This window comes from Fictibacillus sp. UD (assembly GCF_043558025.1).
Taxonomy (GTDB): domain Bacteria; phylum Bacillota; class Bacilli; order Bacillales; family Fictibacillaceae; genus Fictibacillus.
Map to the genome: position 1 here is coordinate 71,576 of NZ_JARUHH010000011.1, position 16,851 is coordinate 88,426.

The window sequence follows — 16,851 nt, forward strand, 5'->3', positions numbered from 1 at the left end:
AGTTGATTTTCGTTCCAGCTGCTTCGCTTTCCGCGGGGCAGGCGGTGAGCCCCTTGCCGCTTTGCGCCGTTAAGGGTCTCACCTGACCGCTTGTCCTAGCCTAGAGTCTCTCAGCTTCCACTACAATCAACCTGTCACTGAAGAAAATGGTCAAAACCACTTTACATCAACAATATTTTAAATCAAGAGGTTATGAGTAAAAGAAAAAAAGGAAGAGGTTCCCCTCATCCTTTTTCTAAACGATTTCGATTGAAATCCTTTTATTTTGATTTGTACCAGCTGCATTCACAACAGTACGAATCGCTTTAGCCACTCTTCCTTGCTTTCCAATCACTTTCCCCATATCAGTCTGGTTAACAGATAATTGGTATACAAGGCGGTGCCCTTCTTGAACCTCTTTGACGCTAACTTCTTCTGGGTGATCAACTAGAGCCTTCACAATCGATTCGATCAACTCTGTCATATCAGTTCCCCTTCGTCAAAATTATTTTTGGTTTTTAGCGTTATGGAATTTCTCCATAAGACCAGCTTTTGAGAATAGGTTGCGAACTGTGTCAGATGGCTTCGCACCGTTTGTCATCCACTCAAGAGCTTTTTCTTCATTAATTTTAACTTCAGCTGGGTTAGCAACTGGGTTGTAAGTTCCGATCTCTTCGATGAAACGTCCATCACGAGGAGAACGAGAATCTGCTACTACTACACGATAAAAAGGAGCTCTTTTAGCACCCATACGCTTTAAACGAATTTTTACTGCCATTATAACTTGCACCTCCGAAAATAGTTCACACAAAATAATATAATAGTATAAATTGACAGGTTTGTAAACCTGAAAATTCAGTTTACATAAAAGGGAATTTGAATCCACCTTTTTTCTTTTTGCCATTCATCATTCCGGACATTTGTTTCATCATTTTCTTCATGTCCTCGAACTGTTTGATCAGGCGATTTACTTCTTGTACCGTGCGTCCGCTACCTTTAGCGATACGGCGCTTACGGCTGGCATTAATAATTTCAGGCTGTTCTCTTTCATGAAGAGTCATCGAACGAATGATGGCTTCAACGTGACCGATCTGTTTTTCATCAATCTGTACGTTTTTAAGACCTTTCATTTTGTTCGCGCCCGGAAGCATGCCAAGTATTTCATCCAATGGACCAAGATTTCTAACTTGTCCCATCTGATCGAGAAAATCATCAAACGTGAATGACATATCACGCATCTTCTTTTGAAGATCGCGAGCTTTCTCTTCATCGACTGAAGACTGTGCCTTCTCGATTAAAGTCAGCATGTCACCCATTCCTAAAATTCGTGATGCCATACGATCCGGATGAAACGCCTCAATAGCATCCATCTTTTCACCTAGACCCACAAATTTGATAGGAAGACCTGTTACAGCTTTAATGGAAAGTGCTGCACCACCGCGTGTATCTCCATCTAATTTGGTTAAGACCACACCTGTGATTCCAAGCGCATCATTAAAACTTTGAGCAACATTCACGGCATCTTGACCAGTCATTGCATCAACAACTAGAAAAATCTCATCAGGTTTTGCTGTTTCTTTCACCTGTTTTAATTCATCCATAAGCGTTTCGTCAATATGCAAACGCCCTGCTGTATCAATAATGACATAATCGTGATGATCTTCTTTTGCTTTTGCGATGGCTGATTCAGCAATTTTGACGGGACTGACTTGGTCACCCATTTGAAACACAGGTATATCTAATTGTTTACCTACTGTTTCTAATTGCTTGATTGCAGCAGGACGGTAAATGTCAGCTGCAGCCAGTAGCGGTTTTCGATTCTGCTTCTTCCGTAAATGATTCGCAAGCTTTCCTGTTGTCGTTGTTTTACCTGCACCCTGAAGTCCAACCATCATTATAACGGTAGGAGGACGATTGGAAACCGCAATCTTGCTTTGTTCCCCGCCCATGAGTGTCGTCAGCTCATCATTAACAACTTTAACGACTTGCTGCCCAGGCGTCAGGCTCTTTAATACTTCCTGGCCTACTGCACGTTCAGATACTTTTTTCACAAAATCTTTTACTACTTTAAAGTTAACGTCCGCCTCAAGAAGCGCAAGGCGTACTTCCCTCATCATTTCCTTTACATCTGCTTCGTTTACTTTCCCTTTTCCACGAATTTTTTGTAAAGTATTCTGAAGACGGTCGGCTAAACCTTCAAATGCCATCTCACTGAACGCCTCCTATTCCATATTTTCAAGGCGATCGATAATTGCAATTACGTTATCAGGTTCAGTTTTCAGAAGCTCTCTTAAAGATGACAGCAACTGTTCACGTTCCTGAAACTTTGCAAAAAGCCCTAACTTTTCTTCATATTCTTCCAGCATCGCCTCTGTCCGTTTAATATTATCATAAACGGCCTGGCGGCTGACATTATATTGTTCAGCAATTTCACCGAGAGAATAATCGTCCAAATAGTATAAACCCATGTAGTTCATTTGTTTAGGGGTTAATAATGATTGATAAAAATCAAATAGATAATTAATTCTCATTGTTTTATCGAGCATTTTCTCACAACCCTTGTTAAGTGAAATGCCTTTACGTGAATACTATACAACCCTTGCATTTAGATGTCAAGTTTTTTTCTTAACATCATAGTGTCAGTATCCCAAATACAGGGGAAAAGCAAAAATATATGATTGCGACCTGTTTTTATGTGATTGTCCCGATTCTTTATGTGATTAATACGTTTTTTTATGTGATCAAGCAGTTTTTTTATGTGATTATCAGACATGTCCTAAAAATGTGTCTGTCTAAGGTGGAATTGAATCTGTTTTCTGCACCAAACAAAAAAAAGCAGATTTTACTCTGCTTCTTCCTCTTCCGTTCCCGCAAACAATCCATAAACAAACTGATCAGCGTCAAACTCTTGAAGATCATCAATTTTCTCACCTAAACCTACAAACTTAACTGGTATATCAAGTTCATGGCGTATGGCTAAAACGATTCCGCCTTTTGCTGTTCCATCAAGTTTTGTTAAAACTAAACCTGTTACGTCTGTGGATTGACCAAATGTTTTCGCCTGGTTCATCGCGTTCTGTCCTGTTGTTGCATCCACCACTAACAGTACTTCGTGTGGAGCTCCAGGTATTTCACGTTCGATTACACGTTTTACTTTAGATAATTCGTTCATTAAGTTCACTTTATTTTGTAATCTTCCAGCAGTATCACAGAGCAGAACATCGGCTTTACGGGACTTTGCCGCTTGTATGCTGTCATAGATTACCGCAGCAGGATCTGCACCTTCATGATGCTTAATCACATCTACTCCAGCACGTTCTCCCCAAACTTCTAACTGATCAATAGCACCAGCACGGAATGTGTCTCCTGCTGCTAAAATCACTTTCTTACCATCACTTTTGAGCTGATGAGCAAGTTTTCCGATCGTTGTCGTCTTACCAACACCATTAACACCAACAAATAAAATAACTGTCATTCCATCTGTCTGAAGGTTAAGTTTATTGTCACCCTCATCTTTTTGAAGCATTTCAGCTAATTTTTCAGAAATCGCTGAACGCAGCTCCATCGGATTTTGAATATTACGTGTGCGGGCAATATCTTTAAGTTCATCAATGATATCCAGAACAGTATGAACTCCAACATCTGCCCCAATCAAAATTTCTTCTAATTCTTCGAAAAACTCTTCATCCACTTTTCTAAACCTTTTTAGAAGATCATTTACTTTAAATGAAAAAGAATTTCTTGTTTTTTCAAGTCCGCTTTTAAATTTCTCGGATGATTCATCCGCCTGCTGATTTGAAAATTTCTCTTTTAAACGTTTCAAAAAACTCACGGTCAATTTCCTCCTATGATGTTACAAGTTCTTTTGTTTCTTCTAGCCTTACTGAAACAAGTTTCGATACACCTGACTCTTGCATGGTCACTCCATACAGTACATCTGCTTCTTCCATTGTACCCTTACGGTGAGTTACGACAATAAATTGCGTTTCTTTGCTAAAAGCACGCAGATATTTGGCAAAACGGTTTACGTTTGCATCATCAAGTGCTGCCTCAACTTCATCTAAAATACAGAAAGGCACCGGCCTTACTTTAAGGATTGCGAACAACAATGCGATCGCCGTTAAAGCACGTTCCCCACCAGAGAGGAGCCCTAATTGCTGCAGCTTTTTGCCAGGTGGCTGTGCCATAATATCAACACCTGTAGCAAGCATATCATCTGGCTGTGTTAACACTAAATCAGCACGTCCTCCGCCAAACAACTCTTTAAAAATGACACTGAAGTGAGAACGTATGGCAGTGAATGTTTCTTCAAAACGGTTCTTCATCTCTTCATCCATTTCGGAAATCACACCATACAGTGTATCCTTCGCTTCCGTTAAATCATTCCTTTGTTCTGTAAGAAAATCAAAACGCTGGCTCACTCTGTCGTATTCTTCGATCGCTCCAATGTTTACTACACCAAGCTCTTCGATAGCCATTTTTATTAATTTCACTTTACGTTTTGCATCTTCTAAGGGAATTTCCAGCCTGTGTTTTTGTTTTGCTCCTTCATAGGAAAGCTCATATTCTTCTCGAAGATGAGTAAGTCTTGATTCTAATTCAACATCAAGTCTATTAATGCTGACTTCTTCGGTTTTTAGACCATCACTCAACTGTTTATATTGTCGCTTTGCTTCTTTTAATCCGATTTCCATACTTTCAATGGATTGGAATGATTCTGTTCGCTCTTTTCTTCTCTCAGCGATTAGTTTAACAGCGTTATTTTTTTCATGTCTTCTTTGTTGGATTTGTTCATCAAGAGAATCTTCCCCTGATGAGCTAGAATTCATTTCCTCTTCAAGAAGCCAATAGTCTTCTTCTGTTTCCTTGCTCTTGCTTTCAACATTCTGAAACTCTTCTTGTATCCTTGAGCTTTTTTCTCTTTGGTTAACAACTTGCTGTTCTAGTTCGGCTGCCTTTATTTTTAATAAGGTCAGCGTTTCTCTTAGTTCTTCTTTTGAACTCTGATTACTCTTCTTTTTCTCAGTTAAATCTGCGATTGTTTCTTCAAGTTCTTTTCCGGATTTTACAGCAGCATCGAGTTTACTTTGCAGATCAACAATCCTAGTATCAGCAGCAGATTTCTCCGTTTCAAAAGAGTGTTTTTCTCGGTCATATAACTGAAGCCTGTCATTTAAGCTTTTTTCCTGAATTTCTACTTCCCTTAAAGAAGATTTGAGTTCTTGCTCTTGTTCTCTTAAAAACTCACCTTCCGTTTGAAGTGTTTCAAGCTTATCTTTTTTCTTTGAAATTTTATTTCGCAGTTCAGAAACTTTTTCTTCTAACTGAAGCGTTTGCTTTTCCATGGTTGTAATTTTCTCGGTAAGTGAATCTACTTCTCTTTGCCTGCTTAATAAGGAACTGCTTTTTTGTTTTAAGCTACCTCCAGACATCGATCCACCTGGAGAAACTACATCACCTTCAAGTGTTACAATTCGATACCGGTAGTTCACCTGTTTTGCAATTGCGTTGGCACCCGCTAAATCTTTAGAAATAATAATGTTACCTAATAAGTTACCGACGATATTATTATACTTTTGATCAAACTGAACAAGGTTTGAAGCGATGCCTACGAATGAATCTACAGAACTTGCTTGCTGGACATCAGCACTTGAGACGTAACGGCTTTTTATAACATTTAATGGCAGGAATGTCGCTCTTCCTGCTCTTGATTGTTTTAAGTATTGAATAGCTTTCATTGCATTCTGCTCGTGATCCACAACGATATGCTGCATGGAAGCTCCTAGTGCTGTTTCAATTGCCGTTTCTATTTCAGACGGTACAGTCAGAAGTTCAGCCACAGCGCCTTCTATTCCGGCTAATTTAGTTTGTTTGGCTTTCAGCACTTCCTTAACGCCTTGCATAAATCCAGCGTACTCATCTTGCATAGATTCGAGCATTTCTTTTTTAGATTTAAACTGCTGTATAAACTGATAAGCCTGGTACAATTTCTCTTGAAGGCCACGGTTCTCTTGATCTTCTACTGAGATTTCAGTTTTTAAAGATTGGTATTCTTCTTGTTTTAATTTCAGATCTTTTTCCGCTTTTTTATATGCTGCTTCTGCTTCTTGTTTAGTTGCCTTCAGCTCTTCTCTTTGCTCTAAAAATTTTGTGTTTTCCTCATCGAGACGATTGCTTTTAAAACTTTGGAGCTTAGCTTGATCCTCAATATAACGCATCTCGTTTTTAATCGTTGTTTGTTCATTTAGACGCTCAAAATAATCACTCTTTAGTTTTTCAAGTTCAGCTTCTACATCCATTTCTAATACAGATAATCGGCTTTCTTCATCTTTCACTTGCTTTTTAACGTTTTTCAACTCTTTTTCTTTCATCTGCAACGTTTCATTTTCAGCAACCAATTGTGTTTTTAAATCTTCTTTTTTGGTCTTTAGCTGCTGAATCTGTTCTAAGAGTGAAGTTTTATTTTGAACGTAATTCTTTTTGCGTTCTTTTAAGACTTCCTTTTTTCCTTCAAGCTTTTCTAAGGTTTCACTAGCTAAAAGAAGGGCACCTTGCAATTCGTCTATTGATTCATCCATCGCTTGCATGTCAAGCCTTGCACGTTCAATGGTTGTTTCACCTTGTTTTACTTTTACCGATAGGTCAGCTTCTTGTCTTTGCAGTTCGGCTACTAGAGTTTTTTGTTTTTCCCACCGAAAGTGCAGATCTTCAATTTCTTGAACAAGCACAGCAGTTTCTACGACTTCAAGCTCTTCTTTTTTCTCGAGGTAATCCTTTGCGATCGATGCTTGAATTTTAAGAGGTTCAACTTGGGTATCGAGTTCATGAAGTATATCTTCAACACGATTCAGATTCTCCTGCGTTTCTGAAAGTTTAGCCTCCGCTTTTTGCTTACGGGATTTGTACTTTAATACACCCGCTGCTTCTTCAAAAATCTTTCTTCGTTCATCAGACTTGCTGCTTAAGATTTCTTCAACACGCCCTTGTCCGATTATAGAAAAAGCTTCTCTTCCTAACCCCGAATCCATAAAAAGCTCAACAATATCTTTTAAACGGCATTGTTGTTTATTAATTAAGTATTCACTGTCACCTGAACGAAACACTCGTCTTGTAATAGATATTTCATTATAATCGAGCGGCAGATGCTGATCTTCGTTATCTAATGTAAGTGTGACTTCCGCTACATTTAAGGCTTTGCGATTATCACTTCCTGCGAAGATGATATCTTCCATTTTAGATCCGCGCAATGACTTAGCTGACTGCTCACCAAGAACCCAGCGTACAGCATCTGAAATGTTGCTTTTGCCGCTTCCATTTGGGCCGACCACAGCCGTAACCCCTTGTACAAATTCAACTTGTATCCGCTCTGCAAATGATTTAAATCCTGCTACATCAATTCGTTTGAGGAACATCTTTAAATCCCCCTTTATTCCAGCTTTATGTTTACCAGATTTTAATTTTTTGAGATATGTATTTCATTCTCTAACCTTTATATTTTATCATAGATTCACTCTCACATAGTCACAAAGATTGCAGTGTGCTAAAATGAAGTGTGTTTAGAAACCTGTCATGTGATCGATTCAAATCTCACATGAAAATTTGTGTAAATAAAGGAGCCCCATTCATGGACTTGACAACTCATAATCATGAAAACTTATCATTTATGATTGAAGGATTAAAAAAGAAACTACAGCTTGTTAACAGCGGACTTATTCAACCAGAAGACTATGAATTATCAAAGTACGATGAGATCAAAGAACTATATGACATGGTAATGAAGATGCCATCCTTCAGCATTCGAGACATGGAAGGAATCGTAGAAGAACTCGCATCGCTTAAAACAAAATAACAGAACCCCCCTTAAACGGCAAAGGGCCAATTTAAAGGGGGTTTTGTTTAGCTTTTTTTAGCAACTTTCTCAATTGCTTCCTGTGCTGCGTGCTGTTCAGCTTCCTTTTTAGATCTTCCATATCCGATTCCAAAACTAGCTTCATTTAATCTAACTTCAGACACAAACTCCCTGTTATGTGCCGGTCCTTTTTCCTGAATGATTCTATAATCGATATGACCTAATCCTTCACGCTGAACATATTCTTGTAACTGGCTTTTAAAATCCATCACATGAGAAAAAGCACCTTCGTTTATTCGGGGCACCACATACTGATTTAAAAACTCTTTTACTTTTTCGAGCCCTTGATCAAGGTATAAAGCTCCGATAAATGCTTCAAATACATCTGCTAAAAGAGCTGGTCTAGATCTTCCTCCAGTATTCTCTTCACCTTTTCCCAATAGTACAAAATCTCCGAAATGAAGGTCATTTGCAAACAAAACTAAGGATGGTTCACAGACGATCGCTGCTCTTAATTTTGTAAGTTCTCCTTCACTCATATTAGTAAATTTGCTGTATAGATATTGAGAAATGGTCAATTCCAGAACGGCATCACCGAGAAATTCAAGTCTTTCATTATCCTCGAATGTTCTTCCTCGATGCTCATTCACATATGATGAATGCGTAAATGCTTGAGCTAACAGTTTTTCATTTTCAAATTTAATGCTTAAACGCTCCTGAACCGGGGCAACTTTCTGAATGCGTACCTTGTCATCCATGCCCTTTTTGGAAGCGGATTTAAACCGGTTTTTCACCGTTTTCTTTTGTGTTGAATGTTGTTTTGAACCTTTCATAAACTTCCTCCAAAAATCTCGTAAAAGGGCTATTTTGCTTAAATTTGTTTTTTGCTCTTAAAAGGGAAGAAAGCCCCGCTAATTTACACGGGACTTTATCCGTCATACACTTATTGTTTGCTGTTTATGTAATTTACAACGTCACCGACAGTTGCAATTTTCTCAGCATCTTCATCAGAAATTTCTAGTTCGAACTCATCTTCAAGTTCCATTACTAATTCTACTACATCAAGAGAGTCAGCACCTAGATCTTCTTTAAAGGAAGCTTCAGGTTTAACCTCAGATGCGTCAACACCTAAACGGTCCACAACAATCTTTGAAACTCTATCTAAAACGTCTGCCATTTTGTGTGTCACCTCCTTTCATTAGTATATGCTTTTTCCCTTTAAAAAACTAGAGGGATTTAGAGTCTTTTAAAAGACATCTTTCTTAGGATTTACATCACCATTCCGCCGTCAACATGAAGGGTCTGGCCAGTAATGTATGAGCTTGCGTCACTTGCTAAAAAGGCAGCAGCTGCAGCAATATCATCCGGCTGTCCAAAACGTGCAAGCGGAATGTTTCTTAACATATCTTCCTTAATACCTTCTTCTAATTTTCCAGTCATATCAGTCTCAATGAAGCCCGGAGCGATCGCATTGACTGTAATTCCTCTAGAAGAAAGTTCTTTAGCTGCCGTTTTTGTAAGACCGATCACACCTGCTTTTGCGGCAACATAATTCGCTTGACCAGCGTTTCCTGATACTCCAACAATTGACGCAATGTTGATGATGCGTCCTTGTCTTTGCTTCATCATCTGTCTTGTAACTGCTTTTGTTGTTAGAAACACACCTTTTAGGTTTGTATTTATAACAGCGTCCCAATCTTCTTCTTTCATTCTCATTAATAGATTATCTCTCGTAATTCCTGCGTTGTTTACAAGCACGTCAAGACTTCCAAATTCACTGACAACCGTCTTAACCATATTTGTTACATCATCAGAAGAAGAGATATCTGCTTTTATAGCAAATGCTGTTCCCCCATTTGCTTTAATTTCTTCTACTACTTCATTTGCTTTCGCTTCACTGCCAGAATAATTGACAGCTACTTTTGCTCCTTTTCTTGCAAAATAAAGGGCAATCGCACGTCCAATCCCGCGGGAAGCACCTGTAACTAAAACTGATTTATTTTCCAGCATCAACAGATTCTCCTTTCAGTTTTTCTACAGCAGACTGAATCGTTTCCAAGTCACCAACTGCAATAACAGTTGCTCTTCTATTTACCTTCTTCACAAGCCCAGACAATACTTTTCCTGGTCCGATCTCCACAAAAGTATCTACACCTTGTTCCATCAGCTCTCTCACTGTTTCTTCCCAGCGCACAGGTGAATACAGCTGTTCGATCAGCTTATGTTTAATATCTTCTTTAGACGTAATAGATTTCGCGGTTACATTTGCAATTACAGGTGTTTTAGCATCGTTAATTGCAACCTGATCCAAGACTTCTTGGAATTTTTCAGCTGCAGGTTTCATAAGTGATGAGTGAAAAGGACCGCTTACTTGAAGTGGAATGACTTTTGCTCCTTCTTCTTTTGCTAAAGCACTCGCTTTTTCAACCCCGCCTACTGTCCCGGAGATAACAATCTGTCCCGGGCAATTCAAATTCGCAACTTGAACGCTCTCGCCTCCAGTTGAAACTTCTGCAGTTATGGCTTCTAAACGCTCTTGATCAAATCCAATTACAGCAGCCATAGTTCCTACTCCCGCAGGAACCGCTTCTTCCATTAACAGACCTCGATTTCTTACAGCATATACAGCGTCTTCAAAAGACAGACTCCCTGCAGCAACCAGTGCCGAATACTCACCAAGGCTATGTCCAGCTACAAAATCAGGTGTAATTCCATGCTGCTTTAACACTTCTAGAACAGCAGTTGAAACAGTTAATAATGCAGGCTGTGTGTTTTCTGTTTTCTTTAAAATGTCTTCTGGACCTTCAAATATGATCTTTGAAAGGTTCATACCAAGCTTTTCGTCTGCTTTCTCAAATATAGCTTTAGCTGAGGATTCTTGATGAATTAACTCTTTACCCATACCTACAAATTGAGAACCTTGTCCAGGAAAAAGAAAGGCAATTTTACCCATCCGTTAATCCTCCTTTTGATTATCAGATTGTATATGATTTTGAATTGTGCTTACAACGTTCTTCTCTACCATGTTCTTTGTTTGCCTAATGGCATTTAACACAGCATTAGCATTTGAAGAACCGTGAGCTTTAATAACTGGCGCTGCAAGACCGAATAATCCTGCCCCACCGTACTCCGTATAATCAAGTTTATCTTTAATTCCGCGAAGTTTAGGTTTTAGTACGCCTGCTGCAAGCTTAGATGTGAAGCTTGATGTAAGCTGTTCTTTTATCATGGAAAACATACTGATCGCGGTTCCTTCAATAGATTTAAGCACCAGGTTTCCAGCAAAACCATCACAAACTACTACATCCGCAGCACCCATTAACAAATCTCTTGATTCTATATTTCCGACAAAGTTAATATCTGCTTCTTGCAATAAGGGAAATGCCGCTTTTGTTAGAGCATTTCCTTTTTCGCTCTCTGTTCCAACGTTTAACAGACCGACTCTTGGCTTATCAACACCTCTAACTTGCTGCCAATAGACCGAACCCATCAGTGCATACTGTAAAAGATGTTCTGGTTTCGCATCCATATTAGCTCCTACATCTAAGAACAAAAATCCATTACCATCCAATGTAGGCAGCGTAGGCGATAACGCTGGTCTTTCAATACCTTTAATACGTCCAACGTAAAATAATCCGCTTGCCATCAAAGCACCTGTATTGCCAGCAGAGATATATGCATCCGCTTTTCCAGTTTTCACTTCATTTGCAGCTAGAACCATTGATGAATTCTTTTTGCGGCGAACGGCACGCACAGGTTCTTCAGATGTTTCAATCACTTCAACCGTATGTATAATGTTGAATGAGTGATTCTCTGGCAAATACTTTTTAATTTGATCCTGGTCTCCTACTAGTGTAATGGAGAGCTCTGGGTATTGTTCAACAGCAAGCAAGGCACCTTTAACGATCTCCTGTGGTGCGTTGTCGCCGCCCATTGCATCAATCGCGATATTCATGCTGAATTAACTTCCTTCCTTTGTATCAAGTGTTGATCTGTACATCGTAAATTCGCCATTAAAAACAAGCTCTTTTTCAACATAACTGTTTACTTCTACAATCGTTCTCTCTGAACCCGTTTCTCTTACTCTAGCCTTGGCAATTATTCTTTCTCCTACTCTAACCGTACGAGAAAAACGAATGTTGGCCTTTGCAGTCAGTGCAAGTTCATCATTAATGATCGCCACAGCAAGTGAATTGGCTTGAGCGAACACGTGATGTCCTCTTGCAATCTTATTACGTGAAAATACATGCTCTTCTTTTATGTCTAAAATTGAAATTGCTGATTCATCGAGTTGAAGGTCAATGATCTCTCCTATAACCTCTTCAATCGGCAGAGCTTTAACATCATCCAGTTTTGTTTCGGCAACAGACTTAATTCTTTCCCTGAGTTCAGGAATTGAAAGCTCAAGGCGGTCAAGCCTGATCGTCTGAACACTGACGCTGAATTTATCTGCCAATTCTTCATCTGTAATAAAAGGAGTTATTTTAATTGTCTCTCTTAGCAGCTCTTGCCGCTCTTTTTTTGGTTTTTTCATAAATTTTTTCCTTCTTCCATACAAAGGTCTCATTTATGAGAAAGATAGTTGAGTCCATATGCAGCGCGTAGAAAAGCAGGTATCGCATTACGCGTACCTGCATCATTATCTTTCTGCTATTAAGAGCTGGTACTAATAGTAGTATATAGTATCAGTTCTTTTCTTTCAAGATTAATCTAGTCTTTCTTTATCAAGAACACCTTGCCTAGTTAATATCTCTCTAATTGGCTCATAAGAATCATCGTTCCAGAATTCATCTGTATTTACTAGCCTTGCAGCATCGTTCCTAGCCGTTTCAAGAATGCGATAATCGTGAACAAGATCTGCTACTTTAAAGTTGGGAACACCACTTTGTTTGTTTCCAAAGAAATCTCCAGGTCCTCGAAGCTCTAAATCTTTCTCCGAGAGCTCAAATCCGTTTATCGTTTCTGTCATGATCCTCATTCGCTCTTGCCCTTCTTCCGTTTTCGGGTCAGCGATAAGAACACAATAAGATTGTTCACTGCCCCGGCCAACCCGGCCTCTTAGCTGATGAAGCTGCGATAATCCAAATCTTTCCGCGTCATAAATGACCATGACTGTAGCATTAGGCACATTGACTCCAACTTCGACAACGGTAGTTGAAACAAGAACTTGGCATACATTCGCCGCAAACCTTCTCATCACTTCATCTTTCTCCGATGGATGGAGCCTGCCGTGCATCAAACCAACATCATATGTTTGAAAGTAGCTGCTCAATTGTGCATGAACATCTATCGCATTTTGAACATCGACTTTTTCAGATTCCTCAATTAAAGGACAAATGACATATGCCTGTCTTCCGTTCTCGATTTCTTTTCTTATAAAATCAAGAACGCGGTCTAACATTCCATGTTTAGCCCAATGGGTGATGATCGGCTTTCTCCCGGCCGGCATAATATCAATCGTTGAAACATCCATATCTCCAAACGCTGATATAGCAAGCGTTCTCGGTATGGGAGTTGCCGTCATAAAGAGCACGTCTGGGCTTTCTCCTTTTTCCCTCAGCACCCTTCTTTGGTTTACTCCAAATCGATGCTGTTCGTCCGTAATTACAAGGCCCAAGTTATTGAAATTCACTTCGTCCTGTATAAGAGCATGCGTACCGACCATGATCTGAATCTCACCTTGGCTTAAAAGACTCAATGTTTCTTTGCGAAGTTTTCCTTTTACAGAAGAAGTTAAAAGGGCAATTGATATTCCAAAAGGGGCGAAGAGTTCTTTTAATGATTGAAAATGCTGTTCAGCGAGAATTTCCGTAGGCACCATCAATGCCCCTTGTTTGTTAGCTGTAACCGCTGCATAAAGAGCAATGGCAGCAACAACTGTTTTCCCTGAACCTACATCTCCTTGAAGGAGTCTGTTCATACGGCTTGTGTCAGATAAATCTCTTAAAATTTCTTCTACTACTCTTTGCTGCGCCTCTGTTAATTGAAACGGCAAAGAACGAGTAAACGCGTCAACTTCTTCCCTGTCAAACTTTAGCGATGCTCCTTCTGACTGCTGCCTGTTCCATTTTCGAAAGATCTGCATCTTTAATTGGAAAAGTAACAACTCTTCATATGCAAGTCTTCTTCTTCCGGCTTTTAAGACTTGAAAGCTTTCAGGAAAGTGCATCATTTTTAGAGCGGATTCTTTATCAGGCAGACGGTATGTATCTCGCAGTTCTTTCGGAATCGGATCCTCAATCAATCCTGAAAATTGACGAAACGCTTGATCGATGATTTTACGCATCGTCTTTCCATAAAGAGATCCTTTAACTGAATAGACAGGTTCAATTTTTCGGTCATCTGAAAATGCTCCAAAATGCACATCACTTACAGTTAGAGTCATTTTATTGCGATCCCACTTGCCGGTTACTGTTAATGTCTGACCTAATGATATTTGATTCTTTAAGAAAGGTCTGTTAAAAATAGTAGCCGTAATTAAATACTTCCCAATCAACATTTTAAAAGATAGTCTGGATTTTTTCTTCGGAAAATAACGCAGAGAAGGTTCTGAGTGAACCTTCCCTTCGATCGTTGCTTTTTCATCGTGCGCAATCTCTGCTAAATCTTTCTTTTGGTAATCTTCATATCGATAAGGCAAATATTCTAAAAGATCTTCGACAGAATGAATACCCATGCTTGCTAATTCTTCCGCTTTCTTTTCCCCTATTCCCGTAACGGTTGTAATGGATTGAGTCAGCATCTCTTACTTCTCGTTTAGCGGTATGCCAAAGATTTTTGCCTCGAGCTCTCTTCCTGTAGGAGTAGCTGCTAAACCGCCCTGTGCAGTCTCCCTGAGTGCTGATGGCATCGTCAGACCAATTTTATACATCGCATCGATTACTTCGTCACATGGAATACGGCTAACAATACCCGCAAGAGCCATATCAGCAGCAACGATCGCGTTGCTTGCACCCATCGCGTTTCTTTTCACACATGGAACTTCTACAAGGCCTGCTACCGGATCACATACGAGCCCTAGCATGTTCTTTAAAGCGATAGCCATTGCTTCAGCAGATTGAGAAGGTGTTCCCCCTGCTAGTTCAACGATCGCGGCGGCTGCCATACCTGTTGCTGATCCTACTTCTGCTTGACATCCTCCAGCAGCTCCAGAAATTGATGCATTGTTTGCAACAACAAAGCCAAATGCTCCAGCGGCGAACAAGTATTCAATCATCTGTTCACGTGTTGGATTCAATTTTTCTTTTAGTGCAAACAACGTACCAGGAACAACCCCTGCAGATCCAGCTGTCGGTGTTGCACAGATAGTACCCATCGCTGCATTCACTTCGTTTGTAGCCATCGCTTTACTCACAGCATCAAGCATCAATTCACCAGAAAGAGATTTACCTGATTTAATGTACGTTTGAAGAAGCTTACCGTCACCACCAGTTAAACCAGAATGAGACTTCACATCTTCTGTAATTCCGCGCAATACTGCTTCTTCCATAACTTTTAAATTTCTGTCCATGAATCCAAGAACTTCTTCTCTTGAACGGCCCGTTACATCCATTTCTTGCTGGATCATAATCTCAGAGATTTTACATTTTTTTGATACAGCTAATTCTATTAATTCAGCTACATTACGAAACATTCTTCTCACCTCTTAATCGTGTATCTTTACTACTTGTTGAACGATCGGGAGAGAACTTAATTCATCAATGATGATGTTATCGGCATTTTGATCGATTTCAATAACCATCAGTGCTTCTTTCCCTTTTTCTTTTCGCGATACTTCCATATGACCGATATTGATTTCATGCTTAGCTAAAATATTTGCGACTCCTGCAATCGCTCCGTATTTATCATTATGCACAATTAGAAGAGCAGGATGATTTCCAGACAGCCTTAAAGCGAAACCGTTCAATTCGGTAATCTCGATTTTTCCGCCACCGATTGAAATTCCAACAACCTCAATCTTGTCGTTCTCATCACCAATGATGACTCGAGCTGTATTCGGATGGTCTGTAACTGCATCTTCAGCAGTCATCGTTACTTTGATTCCTTCTTGTTTTGCGATTGTAAGCGCATCCACAATCCTAGTGTCGAAAGTGTCATAATCTAGAATTCCACCAACAATCGCTACATCTGTCCCGTGACCTCTATAGGTTTTTGCAAACGAGCCATAAAAAGAAATCGTTGCATATTTTGGTTTTCTCCCAAACAGGCTCCTTGCAACTCTTCCAATCCTTGCAGCACCAGCTGTATGCGAACTAGACGGTCCAATCATAATGGGACCGATAATATCAAACACACTTTTATATTTCATGACGATCTCCTTCAAATGCGTTTTTTCCCAATAAAATAAGTATCCTCTCTTAACTTTATCATACTTTAAGTTTAAGAGAGAATACTTTTCATTTTTACTCTACTGACAAAATGAATGAATAGATCGGCTGTTTTCCGTTATGAATCTCAGCTTCAGCATCTGGAAACTTTTCTTCAATAAACTCAGCAAGTTCCTGTGCTTCTTCTTCCGAACTATCTTCACCGTAAATAATCGTTACGATCTCTGAATCTTCATCTAACATCTTCGTTAGAAGTTCTTTCGTCACTTCTTGTTTGTCAGTCTTTGAAGAGATAATTTTCCCTTCAGAGATTCCCATGAAATCACCTTTTGCGATTTCGACACCATCAATCGAAGTATCTCGAACCGCATAGGTTACTTGTCCAGATTTCACTGAGGAGATCGCTTCATTCATCTTCTTCTCATTTTCCTTCATATCAGCAGAAGGATTAAAAGCTAGGATAGAAGCAATTCCTTGTGGTACGGTTTTGGTACGGATAATTACCACTTCCTGCTCAACCACACTGGCAGCCTGTTCAGATGCCATAATAATGTTTGAGTTGTTTGGAAGAATAAATACCTTTTCAGCATTAACCTCAGAAATGGCTTTAACAATATCCTCCGTACTCGGATTCATAGTTTGTCCACCTTGTATGACAGACGCTCCCATTGAAGAAAACATCTCTTCAATGCCCTC

At 39.5% G+C, this 16,851-nt stretch carries 16 protein-coding genes and 1 pseudogene; 1 reads left to right on the forward strand and 16 read right to left on the reverse strand.

The window, feature by feature from the left end:
- Positions 1 to 235 precede the first annotated feature (235 nt).
- The 6 genes from P8610_RS15525 to smc form a co-directional block, all read right to left on the reverse strand.
- Entirely contained in the window at positions 236 to 463 is a 228-nt protein-coding gene (locus P8610_RS15525; protein WP_066240722.1) for a KH domain-containing protein, read from the reverse strand.
- A gap of 21 nt (positions 464 to 484) precedes the next feature.
- Positions 485 to 757 carry a 30S ribosomal protein S16 gene (gene rpsP, locus P8610_RS15530; protein ID WP_289495721.1) on the reverse strand — a complete coding sequence of 91 codons (273 nt, stop codon included), beginning with the start codon at positions 755 to 757 and terminating at the stop codon, positions 485 to 487.
- 82 nt (positions 758 to 839) lie between these two features.
- Positions 840 to 2,186, reverse strand: coding sequence for a signal recognition particle protein (gene ffh / locus P8610_RS15535; RefSeq protein ID WP_289495722.1), 1,347 nt, complete (start codon positions 2,184 to 2,186; stop codon positions 840 to 842).
- A 15-nt stretch (positions 2,187 to 2,201) separates the two neighbouring features.
- Entirely contained in the window at positions 2,202 to 2,525 is a 324-nt protein-coding gene (locus P8610_RS15540; protein ID WP_289495723.1) for a putative DNA-binding protein, read from the reverse strand.
- 296 nt (positions 2,526 to 2,821) lie between these two features.
- Positions 2,822 to 3,811, reverse strand: coding sequence for a signal recognition particle-docking protein FtsY (ftsY, locus tag P8610_RS15545; RefSeq protein WP_066240710.1), 990 nt, complete (start codon positions 3,809 to 3,811; stop codon positions 2,822 to 2,824).
- Positions 3,812 to 3,824: 13 nt separating this feature from the next.
- Positions 3,825 to 7,391 (reverse strand): chromosome segregation protein SMC, encoded by a 3,567-nt coding sequence (gene smc, locus P8610_RS15550; protein ID WP_394605145.1) that lies wholly within the window; start codon positions 7,389 to 7,391, stop codon positions 3,825 to 3,827.
- Between the two features lie 212 nt (positions 7,392 to 7,603).
- Between smc and P8610_RS15555 the strand changes: the two genes are divergently transcribed.
- Positions 7,604 to 7,828, forward strand: coding sequence for a DUF1128 domain-containing protein (locus P8610_RS15555; RefSeq protein ID WP_289495724.1), 225 nt, complete (start codon positions 7,604 to 7,606; stop codon positions 7,826 to 7,828).
- A 47-nt stretch (positions 7,829 to 7,875) separates the two neighbouring features.
- Here the strand turns inward: P8610_RS15555 and rnc are convergent, their stop codons facing one another.
- The 10 genes and pseudogenes from rnc to P8610_RS15605 all read right to left on the reverse strand — a co-directional run.
- Positions 7,876 to 8,586, reverse strand: a complete 711-nt coding sequence (gene rnc / locus P8610_RS15560) for a ribonuclease III (RefSeq protein ID WP_394605151.1) — start codon at positions 8,584 to 8,586, stop codon at positions 7,876 to 7,878.
- A 185-nt stretch (positions 8,587 to 8,771) separates the two neighbouring features.
- Positions 8,772 to 9,005, reverse strand: coding sequence for an acyl carrier protein (gene acpP / locus P8610_RS15565; protein WP_066240701.1), 234 nt, complete (start codon positions 9,003 to 9,005; stop codon positions 8,772 to 8,774).
- 92 nt (positions 9,006 to 9,097) lie between these two features.
- A complete protein-coding gene (gene fabG, locus P8610_RS15570) occupies positions 9,098 to 9,838 on the reverse strand; it encodes a 3-oxoacyl-[acyl-carrier-protein] reductase (RefSeq protein ID WP_394605146.1) in 741 nt (246 codons plus the stop codon).
- Complete coding sequence (gene fabD / locus P8610_RS15575; RefSeq protein ID WP_394605147.1) at positions 9,825 to 10,781, reverse strand: ACP S-malonyltransferase; 957 nt, start codon at positions 10,779 to 10,781, stop codon at positions 9,825 to 9,827. The genes fabG and fabD overlap by 14 nt, the downstream gene beginning before the upstream one ends.
- 3 nt (positions 10,782 to 10,784) lie before the next feature.
- Positions 10,785 to 11,783, reverse strand: coding sequence for a phosphate acyltransferase PlsX (plsX, locus tag P8610_RS15580; protein ID WP_394605148.1), 999 nt, complete (start codon positions 11,781 to 11,783; stop codon positions 10,785 to 10,787).
- 6 nt (positions 11,784 to 11,789) lie between these two features.
- Positions 11,790 to 12,362, reverse strand: a complete 573-nt coding sequence (fapR, locus tag P8610_RS15585; protein WP_394605149.1) for a transcription factor FapR — start codon at positions 12,360 to 12,362, stop codon at positions 11,790 to 11,792.
- A gap of 171 nt (positions 12,363 to 12,533) precedes the next feature.
- Positions 12,534 to 14,570, reverse strand: coding sequence for an ATP-dependent DNA helicase RecG (recG, locus tag P8610_RS15590; RefSeq protein ID WP_394605150.1), 2,037 nt, complete (start codon positions 14,568 to 14,570; stop codon positions 12,534 to 12,536).
- A gap of 3 nt (positions 14,571 to 14,573) precedes the next feature.
- Positions 14,574 to 15,461 (reverse strand): L-serine ammonia-lyase, iron-sulfur-dependent, subunit alpha, encoded by an 888-nt coding sequence (gene sdaAA / locus P8610_RS15595; protein WP_289495730.1) that lies wholly within the window; start codon positions 15,459 to 15,461, stop codon positions 14,574 to 14,576.
- 12 nt (positions 15,462 to 15,473) lie between these two features.
- The gene (gene sdaAB / locus P8610_RS15600) at positions 15,474 to 16,136 is read right to left on the reverse strand and encodes an L-serine ammonia-lyase, iron-sulfur-dependent subunit beta (protein WP_289495731.1); all 663 of its coding nucleotides are present in this window, start codon (positions 16,134 to 16,136) and stop codon (positions 15,474 to 15,476) included.
- 94 nt (positions 16,137 to 16,230) lie between these two features.
- Positions 16,231 to 16,851 (reverse strand): annotated as a pseudogene (locus P8610_RS15605) (hypothetical protein); the annotation flags it as partial.